At 41.6% G+C, this 15,759-nt stretch carries 14 protein-coding genes and 1 pseudogene; 7 read left to right on the top strand and 8 right to left on the bottom strand.

Features of this window, described 5'->3' with window-relative positions:
- Positions 1–6: 6 nt before the first annotated feature.
- From P150_RS0110950 to P150_RS0110930, 5 genes are read right to left on the bottom strand one after another with little or no spacing between them, the layout of a single operon-like run.
- Positions 7–540 carry a 4Fe-4S dicluster domain-containing protein gene (locus tag P150_RS0110950; protein ID WP_028897717.1) on the bottom strand — a complete coding sequence of 178 codons (534 nt, stop codon included), beginning with the start codon at positions 538–540 and terminating at the stop codon, positions 7–9.
- Positions 541–583: 43 nt separating this feature from the next.
- Complete coding sequence (gene nuoH / locus P150_RS0110945; RefSeq protein WP_028897716.1) at positions 584–1,675, bottom strand: NADH-quinone oxidoreductase subunit NuoH; 1,092 nt, start codon at positions 1,673–1,675, stop codon at positions 584–586.
- Between the two features lie 42 nt (positions 1,676–1,717).
- Positions 1,718–3,292, bottom strand: a complete 1,575-nt coding sequence (locus P150_RS0110940; RefSeq protein WP_028897715.1) for an NADH-quinone oxidoreductase subunit C — start codon at positions 3,290–3,292, stop codon at positions 1,718–1,720.
- A 14-nt stretch (positions 3,293–3,306) separates the two neighbouring features.
- A complete protein-coding gene (locus P150_RS0110935) occupies positions 3,307–4,239 on the bottom strand; it encodes an NADH-quinone oxidoreductase subunit B (protein ID WP_028897714.1) in 933 nt (310 codons plus the stop codon).
- Positions 4,230–4,580: an NADH-quinone oxidoreductase subunit A gene (locus tag P150_RS0110930; protein WP_028897713.1), complete on the bottom strand. Its 351-nt coding sequence runs from the start codon at positions 4,578–4,580 to the stop codon at positions 4,230–4,232. The genes P150_RS0110935 and P150_RS0110930 overlap by 10 nt, the downstream gene beginning before the upstream one ends.
- A 301-nt stretch (positions 4,581–4,881) precedes the next feature.
- On the opposite strand from P150_RS0110930, the gene P150_RS0110925 reads away from it, so the two are divergent.
- Complete coding sequence (locus tag P150_RS0110925) at positions 4,882–5,601, top strand: SDR family oxidoreductase (RefSeq protein ID WP_028897712.1); 720 nt, start codon at positions 4,882–4,884, stop codon at positions 5,599–5,601.
- 18 nt (positions 5,602–5,619) lie between these two features.
- On the opposite strand, the gene P150_RS0110920 is transcribed toward P150_RS0110925, so the two are convergent.
- Positions 5,620–6,528: an ATPase gene (locus P150_RS0110920; protein WP_028897711.1), complete on the bottom strand. Its 909-nt coding sequence runs from the start codon at positions 6,526–6,528 to the stop codon at positions 5,620–5,622.
- Positions 6,529–6,636: 108 nt separating this feature from the next.
- Between P150_RS0110920 and P150_RS0110915 the strand changes: the two genes are divergently transcribed.
- The 3 genes and pseudogenes from P150_RS0110915 to P150_RS17150 all read left to right on the top strand — a co-directional run.
- Positions 6,637–9,027 carry a mechanosensitive ion channel family protein gene (locus P150_RS0110915; protein WP_028897710.1) on the top strand — a complete coding sequence of 797 codons (2,391 nt, stop codon included), beginning with the start codon at positions 6,637–6,639 and terminating at the stop codon, positions 9,025–9,027.
- A gap of 118 nt (positions 9,028–9,145) precedes the next feature.
- Positions 9,146–9,466, top strand: coding sequence for a hypothetical protein (locus P150_RS0110910; RefSeq protein WP_028897709.1), 321 nt, complete (start codon positions 9,146–9,148; stop codon positions 9,464–9,466).
- A 654-nt stretch (positions 9,467–10,120) separates the two neighbouring features.
- Positions 10,121–10,545: pseudogene (locus P150_RS17150) on the top strand (mechanosensitive ion channel family protein); the annotation flags it as partial.
- 635 nt (positions 10,546–11,180) lie between these two features.
- On the opposite strand, the gene P150_RS0110895 reads toward P150_RS17150, so the two are convergent.
- Positions 11,181–11,732, bottom strand: a complete 552-nt coding sequence (locus P150_RS0110895) for an outer membrane beta-barrel protein (protein ID WP_028897706.1) — start codon at positions 11,730–11,732, stop codon at positions 11,181–11,183.
- 266 nt (positions 11,733–11,998) lie between these two features.
- Here P150_RS0110895 and kdsA point away from each other — a divergent pair, with 266 nt between their 5' ends.
- The 3 genes from kdsA (at position 11,999) to cls (ending at position 15,078) form a co-directional block, all read left to right on the top strand.
- On the top strand, positions 11,999–12,757 hold the full coding sequence (gene kdsA, locus P150_RS0110890) for a 3-deoxy-8-phosphooctulonate synthase (protein WP_028897705.1): 759 nt from the start codon (positions 11,999–12,001) through the stop codon (positions 12,755–12,757).
- Positions 12,754–13,722 carry an SIS domain-containing protein gene (locus P150_RS0110885; RefSeq protein ID WP_036932194.1) on the top strand — a complete coding sequence of 323 codons (969 nt, stop codon included), beginning with the start codon at positions 12,754–12,756 and terminating at the stop codon, positions 13,720–13,722. Before kdsA ends, P150_RS0110885 begins: the two co-directional genes overlap by 4 nt.
- Before the next feature lie 123 nt (positions 13,723–13,845).
- The gene (cls, locus tag P150_RS0110880; RefSeq protein WP_231477630.1) at positions 13,846–15,078 is read left to right on the top strand and encodes a cardiolipin synthase; all 1,233 of its coding nucleotides are present in this window, start codon (positions 13,846–13,848) and stop codon (positions 15,076–15,078) included.
- Positions 15,079–15,110: 32 nt separating this feature from the next.
- Here cls and P150_RS0110875 read toward each other — a convergent pair whose 3' ends face one another.
- The gene (locus tag P150_RS0110875) at positions 15,111–15,731 is read right to left on the bottom strand and encodes a response regulator transcription factor (protein ID WP_028897702.1); all 621 of its coding nucleotides are present in this window, start codon (positions 15,729–15,731) and stop codon (positions 15,111–15,113) included.
- Positions 15,732–15,759 lie beyond the last annotated feature (28 nt).

Genomic DNA, 15,759 nt, shown 5'->3' with positions numbered 1-15,759 from the left:
ATCTCCTTATTTGGTTTTAGTGTTAAACGTTCCAACCTGCCACTCAGCACCACCGTCAATGACGTTTGGCAAAGAACCACCTTTATAAACTTCTTCATTAAGATGGATTACAAGTTGTGAACGGTCGAAAACAGCATTCTCGAAGTCGTTTGTAAATTCAATTGCATCGAAATTACAAGCATTCACACAGAGATTGCAGAACATACAATCGCCCAAATCATACTGATAGTCGAGCAACTGACGCTTCTTCCTACCTGTCTCCGGGTCTGTCTGCATTTCACTTGATATCCGGATTGTTCCATTAGGACAAGCCTTTTCACACATCAAGCAAGCGACACACTTATAGTTTTCGCTTTCATCACGCTTAAAGACAAGACGGCCACGATGGCGTTTGGCTATATGAAGCGTTGTTTTACGGTTCTCTGGGTATTGCTCTGTTGACTTTGGCGTGAAATACTCCTTCATCGTAGTTTTCAGTCCAGTCGTCAAGGTTTTGAAAGCAGCCCCAATCTCACCGAAATATGATTGTTTATTTTCCATTAGAATTATAAATTCTTAAATTCCACTTTATAACTACCTCTTATTATGCTGTGAATGTCCAGCCGAAAGCCACACAGACAGTCATCAACACCAAGATAACAAGACTCAATGGCATAAGATACTTCCACTCGAGTTTCAATATCTGGTCTACACGCAGACGCGGGAACGTCCAACGAATCCACATAAGGAGGAATACTACCACGAAGGCCTTGCCCAAGAACCATACAATACCGGGAATGTAGTTCATCAAAGTATCAAATCCTTCTATACCTATATTAATAGGTGCCCAACCTCCCAAGAAGATTGTCGTTGCAAGACCGGATATAACAAAGAGGTTCAGGTATTCAGCCAAATAGTAGAATCCAAATCCCATACCGCTATACTCTGTATGGTAGCCTGCAGTCAATTCACTCTCAGCTTCTGCCAAGTCGAAAGGACCACGGTTAGCCTCGGCATTACCTGCAATCAAGAACACCAAGAAGGCAAGGATAGCAGGAATATGACCTTGGAAAATCAGCCATTGCCACGGACCTGTCTGTGATTCCACAATACCTGATATCTGCATCGTACCCGTAAGGATAACAGCAGAAATCAAACAGATACCCAATGAAAGTTCGTATGAAATCATCTGAACGGCTGCACGCATAGCAGAAAGTACCGAATACTTGTTGTTACTTGCCCAACCTGCGATGAAAACGCCAAGAACACCAATAGAACTAATTGCCGTTACAAGGAAGACACCCACATTGAAGTCCAACACCTCAGCACCTTTGTTCCAAGGAAGGAATGAGAAAGTACCGATTGACGCTGCAATAACGAGGAACGGAGCTAAGTAGTAAAGCAATTTATCAGCCTTATCAACTACAAAGATTTCCTTAATCAACATCTTGAGCACATCGGCAAAAACCTGCAAGGTACCCCACCATCCAACACGTACCGGACCGATACGACACTGGAAATAAGCGCAAACCTTACGTTCCATAAAAATGAGTATGATAGCAAGAACGGCATAACCAATGATTATCGCCAAGCCCACTAACACACACTCGATAAGAATAGTCCAGAAATCGCCTAATCCCAAGGTAGTCCTAAGAAGGCTATCGAACCAATTCGCTATAATACTAAAATCGAACATGTATATGATTTTTCTTAATTCATTACTATGATCATTACTCACTTAACGGTCGATATCAGGGATAACGAAGTCGAGCGCAGCACCTACCGTAACCAAGTCGGCAACCTTCAGACCCTGAAGCATCTTGTCCATAGCCCCAACAAGGGTCAATCCCATTGGACGGAACTTCAAGCGATATGCACTCTTGTCGCCACGTGAATCAAGATAAGCACCAAACTCGCCACTTGCTCCTTCAACAGAGAAATACCACTGCCCTTCAGGAACCTTGATAATTGGTTTCTGCTTAATGTAGAACTCTCCTTCAGGAATATTGTCGATAAGCTGCTCGATGATATCAAGACTCTGATACATTTCCTTGATATGGCAATAGTAGCGGTCCATTGAATCGCCGTTTGTCATAACTACCTCTTCAAAGTTCACCTTATCATATACGGCATAAGGATGATACTTTCTCACGTCGTTTCTCCAACCACTCGCACGACCGGCAGGACCAGTAACACCATAGCTGATGCAATCCTTCTCATTCATCGTACCAATATTCTCAAAACGCTGATGCGTAATGACGTTATCGCCAAAGACATCAAGATATTCCTGAATCATTGGACGAAGATACTTGCAAAGTGCCTTTGTATTTGCAACAAAGTTCGGATCGATATCATCCTGCAAGCCACCTATTCTATAATAGTTCTGAATCAAACGGCCACCTGTTGTTTCCTCCATTACGTTCAGGACGTGCTCACGGTCGCGCATACCATAAAGCATACCCGTAAGCGCACCCAAGTCCTGAGCACAACAAGAAGTGTAAAGCAAGTGATTGTCAATGCGCTGCAACTCATCCATAATCGTACGGATGTAGAGAATGCGCTCTGACAGTTCAATACCCATAGCCTCTTCTATCACACCGACCAAAGCGTGACGGTGCATCATTGCCGACAGATAGTTCATACGGTCTGTCAGAGCCAAGGTCTGAGGATATGTATAAGATTCACACATCTTTTCAATACCACGATGGATATAGCCAAGATGAGGATAAATCTTCTTTACCTTCTCTCCATCGAGCACAGTCTGCAAACGCAACACACCGTGAGTAGACGGGTGCTGAGGACCAATGTTCACAACGAAGTCATCCTCGGTAAAGAGTCTGTGTGTCGTTTCAACCAATTTACCGTCAGCACCGAGATTCCATTCCGAAGTAGTGTCTACTTCGATGTCATCTTCCGTGGTGTACATATTCTTTGCAGGATCCATATCGTAATCCTTACGAAGCGGATAACCCACAAAGTCGTTTCTCAAATAGAGACGGCGCATATCCGGATGACCGAGGAACTTGATTCCATAGAAGTCATAGACTTCGCGTTCCAACAAGTCAGCATCTGCCCAGAGGTTATAGACAGAAGGAATAACATATTCCTCGCCCACCTGTTTTGCAAGCTGCTTTACCGAACAGCGTTCGTGCGTTTGAGTATTTTCAAGAATATAGATACAGCCGAGACCTTCTTCGCCACCGAAGTCTTCTCCAACAACAGTTACAAGGTAGTCGAAATGCTGATTATTCTTGAGTTTTGCCATTTCGTCGGCAAAACGATCAAAACCAAATTCTTTGTTTTCTAATTTCATTTTTCCGTACCTTATTAATTAGTAGTGTTGTCGGTTTCGGCAGGGTTGTTTGCAGTTTCTGCACTCAACTGATCCAATTCCTTACCTAATTTTTCTACATCTTCTTTTGTAACAGGCTTGTCTACTATGATAGTATCAGCCTTCTTTGACACTTCTGCCACCTTTACGGCATCGTCCTTTGGCGTTTCAGCCGCGGCAGCCTCTGCTTTTGATGCAACGGCTGCAGCCGGACGAGCAGGTCTTGCAGGCTTTTCGGCAGGTTTCTTCGATGCCGCGTACTCAGCTTCGCGCTTGTTCTTGATTTCTTCTGCACTGATGCCGAGCTTTTCTTCAAAGATGATAGCAGAATTACTCTTGCCGAGCAATCTTTCCTCTTCATTTTGCTTCTTGTTGGCACCACCAAAGAATTTCTCGATTTTTACCTTACGCTGCAACTGCATCATTCCATACATAATTGCTTCAGGACGCGGAGGACATCCCGGGATATAAACATCCACGGGGATAATCTCGTCGATACCACGCATAACGTGGTAACTGTCCTTGAAAGGACCACCAGAGATAGCGCAGCCACCAACAGCGATCACATACTTAGGTTCAGCCATCTGGTCATACAAACGCTTCAACGCAGGAGCCATCTTGTTGGTAATGGTACCGGCACACATAATAAGGTCTGCCTGACGTGGAGAGTTACGAGTAACCTCAAATCCGAAACGGGAGAAGTCGTAACGCGCACAACCCACAGCCATAAACTCAATACCACAGCAGGAAGTTGCAAAGGTAAGCGACCATAGAGAATTGCTGCGTCCCCAGTTTATCAGTTGGTCCAAATTTCCCAAAACAAGGTTTGTACCCCCATCGTTAAGGTCATTAGCCATTTTCTCGAGCGTATCGTTGTCTTTCCACTCGTCATAAGGCATAGCCTTAATCTTCGGCTTTCTCATTTCCATTCAAGCGCTCCTTTCCGCCAAGCGTAAGCAAGGCCAAAAACCAATACCAACATAAAGAATCCAATCGTGGCAAGTGCCATCGGACCCATTGCTTTTACAGCAACTGCCCAAGGGTAAAGGAAGACTGTTTCCACGTCGAACATCAGGAAAAGGATGGCGAACAGATAGTAACCAACGTGTACAGGAAGCCAAGACTGCCCGTAAGTCGGAATACCACATTCGTATGGCTCACCCTTAACCGGATTATATGAACGGGGACCAATCAACTTTGCCACGACATAAGCAGCCACGACCAAGAAGGCAGCCGTTATAAAAACGGTGATTAAAAGTGTGTAATACATAAAACTTTATATAGCTATAATTTGATTCTGCAATTGTTAATGTATAAGATTGTTTTAAAACAACTGCAAAGTTACAAAAATATTTATTAACGATGCAAAGAAAAAAACAAAAAATATCGCTTTTTGCCAACTCGACTTTACAATGCTGACAACATTCTTCTGACCTTGTATCTATGTAGAATAGCTATTGGGGCAACAAATAAGCTAAAAATCGCTCATTTCCATAAGATTTAAAACACATAACCTACCATATTAATATTTAATTTATTATTTTTGACAGCAAATAAGAACAATAAAAATTATGAAACGATGTATTATTCTCGGGGCTTCATCAGGAATCGGAAGAGAAGTCGCCCTCCTTCTTCTCAAGGAAGGATGGAAAATCGGCATTGGCGCAAGACGAACAGACAAGCTAAATGAGATAAAAGAACTTGCGCCAAATAACGTCTTCGTACAAGAAATAGATGTTAATGCAAACGATGCTATCCAAAATCTTGATAATTTAATACGCCAAATGGGCGGAATGGATTTATTTTTCTATTCAGTGGGAATCGGTTGGCAAAATCCAAATCTCGAGGAAGAGAAAGAATTGAAAACGATACAGACAAACGCAATGGCGTTCACTCGGATAATCGGGCACGCATTCCGATATTTTGAAGCACGGAAACAAGGGCATATTGCTTGCGTCTCTTCGATTGCAGGAACGAAAGGGCTCGGCCCTGCCCCGGCCTATTCCGCAACAAAAGCATTACAAAACACTTACTTTCAGGCATTGGAACAGATGGCGAGAAAGAAAAAACTGAATATTATCCTTACCGACATAAAACCCGGATTCGTTGATACCGAATTGCTCAACGGAACCCGTTTTCCAATGCTGATGAAGTCGTCGGCAGTTGCTGACAAGATAGTAAACGCCTTGAAAGCTCAAAGGCACACCATCATCATCGACTGGAGGTGGCGCATCATCACATCATTTTGGAAACTCATACCAAATTATCTCTGGAGAAAACTACCTCTGTGAAATAAAGAAAGCAAGACTCTATCGTCTTGCTTTCTTATGATAATCCAACATTCTTTCAATAGGCGAACAGAATATCTTATCAACTTTATAGTTATTTGCGTTCGCCACTTCAACAAAATAGTCCTTAAAATAGAATGCAATACTTCCAACCGATGAAATCGCTCGTTTGCCCAAACCATCATAATGGGAAATATTATACTTGAAAAAGTTGTCGAAATTCAACATTACCAACTCCTTCATTCCGGGTTCGTCAATATGCTGTAAAATGAATTTTGCAGAAGAGGCAAGAAAACGGTTTGCCAATGGCTGGCGATACACCCTCTCTATGACATCATTGTAGGTCAGACGCTGACTTTCCAAATATTCCTCACGGATTTCTTTTGAAAGACTGCCCTTGAAAATACCATTCATAAACAGTTTTCCGAGCGACGCCCCACTCCCCTCGTCTCCAAGAATATATCCGAGCGGAGGCACGTTGCTCACGATGGTTCTCCCATCATAGAAACAACTGTTCGAGCCTGTGCCGAGAATCGTTGCAACACCTGCTTCGTCTTCAAGCAACGCACGTGCCGCACCCAATAAATCTCCTGCAACTTCCAACTTTGTTTTCGGCAACAGTCTGACAAATATTTTCTGCATTTTCGACACAGTTGCATCATTGCAGCCTGCCCCATAAAATGCCAGAAACTCGATAGTTTCCGTCATCGAGGAACTGTCTGAAGGCAAATCCAGCGAATTAAAGATAAATCTTAATTCTGGCATCAGCTCGTTCATCAGAATATTCTGAATCTGCTCTTCCGTCTGATGGAAAGGATTTATACCCTGTGTCTTAAACTGATAAAACCTGTCTTTTCCTTCTGAAACCTCTGAGTCCTGAGACAAAATCCAGTCGGTCTTCGTACTTCCACTATCTGCAATGAGAATCATATTGTATGTTTTTGATGCAAAATTAACAAAAAAAGTTGATAACGCTAAAGTCTAAACGGCAAACATTCAGTATCTTTGCAACTAAAAATATTTTTCAACAGCCCGTATATGAACAGACGATTATATATCATCTTCTTTCTTTTGTCATTAGTATTTCTGCCTTCAAAGGCCGTACTTCAGGAGGATTCGTTACAGAACTCGCTCTCTGTACTGCGCCACGAACTCATAACGAAGCATTATGACCAGACGGAACGTCTAAACCAATCGAAGTCCATAAGCAAGAGTGTGATGACACAACTGAAAGAGATTGGCGAGAAGTCTGCCCAAGTATCGCTGATGCTGTACTCACAAAACAGTGATAACATTTTCGATGTAACATACGCGTGTCAGGAAGCCACCAATTTGTGGAATGACTTCCAGACAAAGACGCGCCCATTCCACGATATGATCAATGAAAGCAATCTGGAAATAGCCCGTTACGATTCGCTGATTAATGTTCTCAGCACGATGTTTCTGCTCAATGCTTCGGAAAAAACGAAAATCGACCGTAACGTCTGCCTCACCTTGGCGGTAAGCATACGAAGGATGTTGAAGGAAAACAATGATTCCTATCAGGAATATACACAATATTATCATTACAGTCAGAAACAGATAGAAGCCCTCGACGCCTACGCAAAGAAAAGATATCAGGAATTTCAGTCGAGCATCTTCGCAATTCGTGGCGACAATTACTTCAAGTTCTTGCAGAATTTCCAACTCAAGGGACAGCAAGTGGGCAGCACGATAAACGAGAAATATCTCCCGAAGAAGGTTGTAAAGTCGCAATGGGACGTAATGTGGCTCATCACGCTCTTCTCGATGATTCTCATTTATGGGCTCATCGCCGTGGCGATAAATTATCTGAGCATCCGATATCTCGTTACGAAACTATTCAATACAGAGCGATTCGCACAGCGAAGCGAAGGCTTCAAAGCCCGACGGACCTGTATTACCATTGCCGCTTCAATAGCAACTTTCGGCGTTATCCTGATTATCATCAGATTCCTTTCCCTGTCCAACTTCGTGAATATGGCGTGTGGCTTATTGTTGGAATTTACTTGGCTGCTGACGGTAATCTTCACATCGCTCCTGCTCCGTGTCGATGGCGCACAGATACGCAATACCTACCGACTCTATTACACACTCATTATGGTAGGTTTCATTGTCATAACCTTCCGTATCGTACTGATTCCGGGCAGCATTGTCAATCTCATCTTCCCTATCGTACTGCTGATAGGCAGCATTTGGCAGTTGAAAATGATTTTCAAGTACAGGAATGACGTACCTAAGAGCGACCTCTATCTTGCTTATTTCACACAGGCTGTATTCGTATTCTCACTCGTATGCTCGTGGATAGGCTATATTTTCCTATCCGTCCAAATTATTATCTGGTGGATGATGCAGCTTACCTGTATCCTTACCATTACCTGCGTGTACAACTATCTTACTGCCTATAAGGAGAAACACGGTATGACACATAAACCGGTATCGAAATCTTGGTTTTTCAGATTCGTATATTTTGTTATCATTCCTGTTGCATTTGTCATTTCCTTCATCCTCGCTGTCTACTGGGCAGCCGATGTTTTCAACCTGAGCGACCTTACTTGGCAGATAGTGCGCACCGATTTCATCGACACACCAAACTTCAAGATAAGCATCTATACCATTGCACTGACCATCATTCTTTGGTATGTATTCAATTATATCAACCATACTATGAAGGGAGCCGTCAAACTTTATCTGGAATCGAAAGACCAAAGCACGGCAATATCTAAAAGTGTGATGATTATCAACGTAATACAAGTAGTTGTATGGGGTACTTGGCTGCTTACGGCGTTGAGTCTTTTCAAGGTAAACAACACTTGGCTCGTAGTTGTTTCCGGCGGTCTCAGTACCGGTATCGGGTTTGCAATGAAAGACATTCTCGAGAACATCTATTACGGTATTTCGCTGATGGCCGGGAGAATAAAGATAGGAGACTATATCATTTGCGACGATGTGCGAGGCAAAGTCAGCTCCATCAATTACACCTCCACCATTCTGGAGGCGACAGATGGCTCCGTGATTGCTTTTCAGAACTCCCAGCTCTTCACAAAGAATTACAAAAACCTCACGAAAAACCACGGCTACGAACTTGATGTACTCGAAGTTGGAATTGCCTATGGGTCTAATGTAGCCGAAGTGAAGAAAATGCTGGTGGATGCCATATCCAAACTCGACTTCATCTATAAGGAAAAGCCTGTAAAAGTATTCCTGAAGGGATTCGACGAAAGCTGCATCACGCTCAAAATCCTTGTCTGGATCAATGTATTGACACAATATGGCGACGACGGTGCCATTATGGAATGTATCTATCAGACGCTCAACGACAACGGCATTGAAATACCATTCCCACAGCGTGAGATTACTATTAAGCACATAAATGACGGAAATGAAGACAAGGTATTGACGGAAATATAACACACATAGTGTATTGTAATTATGTTTCCTTGAGAATGTGTTTGCACAGCGCAGATTACCTCATACTTAACATTCTTACTGGAAAAGGGAAAAAATCATCTATTATTATAGTTAAACAATGAGAGATGTCATCTTATCATATATCGAAAAACTTATACTTGACATAAAGTTAGATCTAAGAGATTCTCCAAAGAATCATAAGCTGGTTGCAAAACGACGAGAACTGGAAAGAATTAAGCAAGAAATTCTATTTATGAGTAAGCATCCAGAAATACTAAATGCCAAGTATTATCGCATTGATGAAACGATTACTAACAGTTCTGAAATCAGGCTTATGGATGATTGCGATACCGAAGATATATCACTTTGGGCAGAAACGACTGTGAAGGGAGATTGTATAAGACTTCGGGAGGGAGATTTAATTTTAAAGATAAAATGATCATTCATATTCGAGTTTGACAGTAGACCAATTACATTTACAAGCAAATGTATTTGTATTTACTCTGATAATATTATTTATGTGTATATCATCCAATTCTTTTTTAAAAGTACCTTTCATAATTATGGATATTGTGTGAAAATGATAATCACTAACAGCCTCTTTTATAATAGTAAAATTATTTTTTTCCAACAGTTCAACCAATAATCTTATAGGAGTGCAAACCTCTATTCCATCTATTTTCATTTTACTTGATATTTATTGAATTCCCTAATGGGCTTTAATATAGATTTTAAATTATCAACAAATATTTGGCTTGAGCCTCATCGTTTCTTGACTAAAATAGTCAAACAACCTCTAAAACACTCTATATATTTCCGTGTCGATAATCTTACAAAATCATATTTTTCAGCACCATAAATTATTAATTTATAATTAAAATAAGGAGCCATAATTCCATAGTTCTAATACAAATATTTAGGCACCATAATTCCATTAAACACTTGAAAATCTTAAAATCAGTAAGATTTATTGCAACTTTATAGTGTTGTCATACAAGCAAAACTGTTATGACTTCCAAGGACAAAGTTACTCAAAAATTTCGTATGGCTGATAACATAATTACATTAATTTACAATTCTGCAAATTTTTGGCAGTAACAGCAAAATAACGTCTACGATTCAGGAAGAGACCGACAGTTCCGTGATTGTTTTTCAAAACTCTCAGCTCTTCACAAGAACCACGGCTACGAACTTGATGTACTCGAAGTTGGAATTGCCTATGGGTCTAACGTAGCCGAAGTGAAGAAAATGCTGGTGGATGCCATATCCAAACTCGACTTCATCTATAAGGAAAAGCCTGTAAAAGTATTCCTGAAGGGATTCGACGAAAGCTGCATCACGCTCAAAATCCTTGTATGGATCAATGTATTGACACAATATGGCGACGATGGTGCCATTATGGAATGTATCTATCAGACGCTCAACGACAACGGCATTGAAATACCATTCCCACAGCGTGAGATTACTATTAAGCACATCAATGACGGCAATGAGGACAAATCGCTGATGGAAATATAAAATATTATACTGACTTCAGCATTGTGAATAAAGGGATAAGGCGACAAGTTAGCAAATTGATGAGGAGGCTTCATTAATTTGCAGCTCGCTAACTATGAGTTTGAACAACCTGAGTTTAAATAATTTTCTTTACAAAAGTGCTAAAAAAGTGGTGCATTTTCTGCGCCACTTATTTTATTTTTTCAAATACGGGAGTTATGTCTGTGCAAATATAATTGATTAAAAATCAACTCTTTATTTTCATTCCATTATCTTTTGTGCATAGATATATACTCAATTTCATTCGCAAACAAACCAATATAACCGATATTTCTATCAATTTTGCGCTCCATTTTTGCGATATAATCTTGTAATCATCCGAAAAACGTTTTGTATTCGTGCGAAGAATGCAATGCAGTTATGCGAAAAACGTTTTGCAATCTTCGCACACTCATTCATCCTTCGTCAGAATTTCTCAAAATTGACTCACATATTCCCAATATTGAACCTTGAAAAATACCTTTCATTTTTCTATTTCAAGATTTTTCACGGAGCTTTTTTGAGTAATGGATTTTAACAAAAGGACAACAAAAAATCCACCAACGCCATCCTTAAATCAGATGCTGTTGGTGGATTTGTATTCTAAAAGCTATTGCTTAGAAGTTGTAGTAAACACCGAATGTAATGTTATTACCATCAACATCTACGCCCCAAGCGTCGCTGCTCTTGGCACCCTTGTAATCATCCTTAACTGATTTCCAACCAGCGAAACCAACGTGTGCAACGAAACTAACCTTGCTATTGAGATTAACTGCCACACCCGGCTTCAAACCTACTGACCAAGCATTTGTAGATATGCCGCGGTTTGTCTTGCCGTTGTAGTGAGCATACTCGAAACCACCATCAACAAACACGTTTACATACTTGCTGTGAACGAATGTGTAGCGAGCATAAGGAGCTATTGCAAAGTAGTTACGGCTCTCGCCTTCGATTTCAACAGGAGTACCCTTACCGAAACCGATGGTTGTACCGATAGCCCAGTTCTTGTTAATACCGTAACCGATTTCCGGGAGAACCTTGTAAGTAGTTACGTTATCTCCACCATTGATCTTAGATGAGGCAATACCTAAACTACCACCAACATAAACCTGTGCGTTAGCAGCTACTGCAATGAGAGCAACTGCAAAAGTCATTAAAATCTTTTTCATTGTCTTAAAATTTAGTTTATAACTATGTTGTTTGAACACTATTCTTTTCGTTATCCAAGAGAGATTGCATAAACCTCTCAAAGTCAAGTGCAAATGTAAGACTATTTCATAATAACCAGCAAACATTTTAACATTAAAATTCCAACAGTATGTAAACGGATGTTAATATCTTGTGTATTCTCCTTATTATATATAACTTTGCAATAGATAAAGACAAGTCGGTTTGCAGAAATAAGCCAACAAAACTTGCAGCTAATTAGATTTTTATGAACAACAACAATATTTTCATAGCAGGTCCTTGCGTTATTGAAAGCCAAGAGCTATTGGATACTGTGGCTGAAGAACTCGTTCGTCTTAACAGGAAATATGGTATTGACATCATCTTCAAAGCCAGTTTCGACAAGGCAAACAGAACCAGTCTGCGCTCATTCCGTGGTCCGGGGTTGGATAAAGGATTGGCAATGTTAGATTCCATAAAGCAGAAGTATGGATTAAGAATACTTACCGATATTCACGAAAGCAACCAAGCCGGCCCTGTTGGAGAAGTGATAGATGTTATTCAGATTCCGGCATTTCTTTGCCGACAGACCGACCTTCTGGTGGCAGCTGCACAAACCGAAAAGATAGTAAACATTAAGAAAGCACAGTTTCTGAGCGGCAGAGATATGAAATATCCTGTTGAAAAATGTATGGAAAGTGGTGCCAAGGAAGTTTGGCTGACAGAACGCGGCAACAGTTTCGGCTACAATAATCTCGTTGTTGATTTCCGGAACATTCCTGATATGATGGAAATTGTTCCCAATGTGATAATGGACTGCACCCACAGCGTGCAACGGCCAAGCGCAGGCGACGGAAAGACAGTTGGCGACAGAAAGTTCGTTCCATCAATGGCATTGGCTGCCAAGGCCTTCGGTGCCAATGGATATTTCTTTGAAGTACACCCTACCCCAGACGAAGGCAAGAGCGATGCTGCCAATATGATGGAACTCTCTAACCTTGATGACTTAATAGGAAAACTTCTATGAACTGCGAAGAACGACTGAAATGTGTCCGCGACTACGCCATTCAGTGTATTACTGAAGAAACGAAGTCTACATTGGCCTTGATTGATCAATTGGATGAAAACTTTGACAAGGCTATCGATTTGATGTTCCACTGCAAAGGAAAAATCATTGTAACCGGTGTTGGCAAAAGCGGAAACATTGGTGCTAAGATAGCGGCAACGCTTTCATCTACCGGAACACCGGCTTTTTTTGTGAATCCTCTGGACGTTTATCACGGCGATTTGGGTGTAATGACTAAGGACGATGTGGTGCTTGCATTGTCAAATTCAGGTCAGACCGATGAATTGCTGCGTTTCATCCCGATGGTTCTCCACATGGATATTCCCATTATTGGAATGAGCGCAAACCCAAAATCATTGTTGGCTAAATATTCTACGGCTCATATCAAGGTATGGGTCGAGAAAGAGGCGTGTCCTCTCAATCTTGCTCCAACCAGTTCCACGACTGCCGCCCTCGTTATGGGCGATGCACTGGCCATAGCCTTAATGCAAGTGAGGAACTTTAAACCACGCGACTTCGCACAGTTCCACCCCGGTGGCGAACTGGGCAAACGACTCCTGACTACTGCTCAAGACGTTATGCGCTCGGAAGAATTGCCTATCGTGCCGAAGGAAATGCACTTGGGACAGGCTATTATTCTCGTGAGTAAAGGCAAACTGGGGCTTGGCGTCTCGATAGAAAACGACCAAGTAATAGGATTGATTACTGATGGAGACATCCGTAGGGCGATGGAGAAGTGGCAGGCAGAGTTTTTCGACCATACCGTCAGCGATATTATGACCCGAAATCCTAAGATGGTGCTCCCTTCAACAAAGATTGCCGACATTCAGAAAATAATGCAGGACAACAAGGTGCATACGGTACTTGTTTGTGATGAAAACAAGAAACTTCTTGGAGTGGTCGATCATTACAGTTGTATGTTCTAATGGTCCGACCTGATAAAGTATAAAAATAAGGGGAAAGTGATATTCAATAATAAGATAAAGAGTTTCTTAGCATTCATTTTATTAGGGATAACAGCGTCGGCTTACGCAAGCGTTCCGGACTCATTGACTGTTGGATGTACGGATATAGAAGTTGGCTCCGACTCATTAATCGTGCAACAGCTACGCAAGAAGGGAGTAAAATTCTCTTCAAATAACTCCGTAACATTGCTTACAAGCGGACAAGAGAAATTCGACGACCTATTCAAAGCCATAGATCAGGCGCGTTCGAGCATCCATCTGGAGTATTTCAACTTCAGAAACGACTCCATCAACGACGAATTTATCAAGCACTTGGCTGCCAAAGCAAAGGAAGGCGTGGAGGTACGAGCCATATTTGATGGCTTCGGAAACGCCAGCAACAACCAACCGATGAAGAAAAAGCATCTTCGCGCTATCAGGGAAAAGGGCATTCAAATCTATGAATTCAAGCCATTGGAATTTCCGTGGATACACGATATATTCAACAGAGACCATCGTAAGATTGTCATTATAGACGGAAAGGTGGGCTATACGGGAGGAATGAACGTGGCCGACTATTATATCAAAGGCACGGAAGCCGTTGGTTCGTGGCACGATATGCACTGCCGAATAGAAGGAGACGAAGTAAATACCTTGCAAAAAATCTTCATCAATATGTGGTGGAAGGTTGCAGGAGAGAGGATTGAAGGACCACAGTATTACAGGGGTATATCGAATGCCGATTATATAAAAGGTTTGAAACCTGACACTTGCACGAGTTCGGGCAAGCAAATGGTGGGCATCATCAATCGAGAGCCACAGATTTCAAACGAAATCATCCGTTATTTCTACATAAACGCCATTAACGATGCGAAGGACAGCATCAAAATCATCAATCCCTATTTCACGCTTAACCGTAAACTGAAGCAAGCTCTTCGGAATGCCGTAAAGCGTGGTGTGAAGGTGGACATTATGCTTAGCATAAAGAGCGACATTCCTCTTACGCCCGACTGTGGTTTCTACAATGCGCACCAACTGATGAAGGCAGGCTGCAACATCTGGATGTTCAAACCGGGCTTCCATCATACAAAAATCATATTGGTGGATGGGAAATTCTGTACTGTTGGTTCGGCAAATCTCAATGCGAGAAGCCTAAGATGGGACCGCGAACTGAATGCCGTAATCATAGATAAGGAAACAACAAAGGAACTGGATACGCTGTTTACGAGTCAGTTGAAAGACTGTTTCAAACTGACAGAAGAAAGTTGGGACAACTGGAGAACTCCTTGGCAGAAGCTAAGAGGATGGTTTGCCCACCTTCTTGCTCCTCTTTTGTAAAATCCGATTAAGAAAAACGCCTTTCCAAAAACTTATATCTTGTTGATATCCACATATCCGTGCATCACGGCATAGATGGTAAGAGCCGACACACTCTTCATTCCCAACTTCTCCATTATGTTCTTTCTGTGTGTAATTACCGTGGTAAGACTAATGGAAAGTTTGGTTGCAATCTCTTTATTGATAAAGCCCTGAACAATCAGCGAAAGCACTTCTATCTCACGATCGCTGAGTATTTTCTTTTTCAGTATCTGCGGCATATCAGGCAAGTTCTTGCCTCCCGCATGCCCAAATTGTGCTATTTTCAGAATATCTCTTACCAATTCGTCTTCCGATACATTGATACAGAAACTGTGAAATCCCGACAACTGCGCATTAGGATCCTTGGAAATAGTCAGCACAATGGTTTTCTGAATCCTGCCGCTGAAGAAACTTCTGTTCTCCAGAACAATGGGCTGGGAAACAAAATAATGGAAATATGTATCAGGCGAAACCCCTGAAAATTCCTCAAATGATGCAAAAGTATCGACTGTCATAATCGGCATAACATTCTGCAATATATTCTTCAATCCCAAAACAGCCAATGTATTTGCATCAACAATAGCTATTTTCGGACGACCGGACGTCATTTTCGGCATCTGACCGTGTGGCATTCCGTGAGGATTCTCTCCGTGTGGAGGC

This window comes from Prevotella sp. HUN102 (genome assembly GCF_000688375.1).
GTDB lineage: Bacteria > Bacteroidota > Bacteroidia > Bacteroidales > Bacteroidaceae > Prevotella.
This window is presented reverse-complemented; position numbering and strand designations above follow the sequence as displayed.

Excerpts from the sequence above, each read along its gene's own strand:
- P150_RS0110935 (WP_028897714.1), bottom strand. The coding sequence starts at position 4,239 with ATGGAAATGAGAAAGCCGAAGATTAAGGCTATGCCTTATGACGAGTGG.
- P150_RS0110930 (WP_028897713.1), bottom strand. The coding sequence starts at position 4,580 with ATGTATTACACACTTTTAATCACCGTTTTTATAACGGCTGCCTTCTTG.
- P150_RS0110950 (WP_028897717.1), bottom strand. The coding sequence starts at position 540 with ATGGAAAATAAACAATCATATTTCGGTGAGATTGGGGCTGCTTTCAAA.
- nuoH (WP_028897716.1), bottom strand. The coding sequence starts at position 1,675 with ATGTTCGATTTTAGTATTATAGCGAATTGGTTCGATAGCCTTCTTAGG.
- P150_RS0110895 (WP_028897706.1), bottom strand. The coding sequence starts at position 11,732 with ATGAAAAAGATTTTAATGACTTTTGCAGTTGCTCTCATTGCAGTAGCT.
- P150_RS0110920 (WP_028897711.1), bottom strand. The coding sequence starts at position 6,528 with ATGATTCTCATTGCAGATAGTGGAAGTACGAAGACCGACTGGATTTTG.
- P150_RS0110910 (WP_028897709.1), top strand. The coding sequence starts at position 9,146 with ATGAGAGATGTCATCTTATCATATATCGAAAAACTTATACTTGACATA.
- P150_RS0110885 (WP_036932194.1), top strand. The coding sequence starts at position 12,754 with ATGAACTGCGAAGAACGACTGAAATGTGTCCGCGACTACGCCATTCAG.
- P150_RS0110925 (WP_028897712.1), top strand. The coding sequence starts at position 4,882 with ATGAAACGATGTATTATTCTCGGGGCTTCATCAGGAATCGGAAGAGAA.
- P150_RS0110940 (WP_028897715.1), bottom strand. The coding sequence starts at position 3,292 with ATGAAATTAGAAAACAAAGAATTTGGTTTTGATCGTTTTGCCGACGAA.
- P150_RS0110915 (WP_028897710.1), top strand. The coding sequence starts at position 6,637 with ATGAACAGACGATTATATATCATCTTCTTTCTTTTGTCATTAGTATTT.
- kdsA (WP_028897705.1), top strand. The coding sequence starts at position 11,999 with ATGAACAACAACAATATTTTCATAGCAGGTCCTTGCGTTATTGAAAGC.
- P150_RS0110875 (WP_028897702.1), bottom strand. The coding sequence starts at position 15,731 with ATGCCACACGGTCAGATGCCGAAAATGACGTCCGGTCGTCCGAAAATA.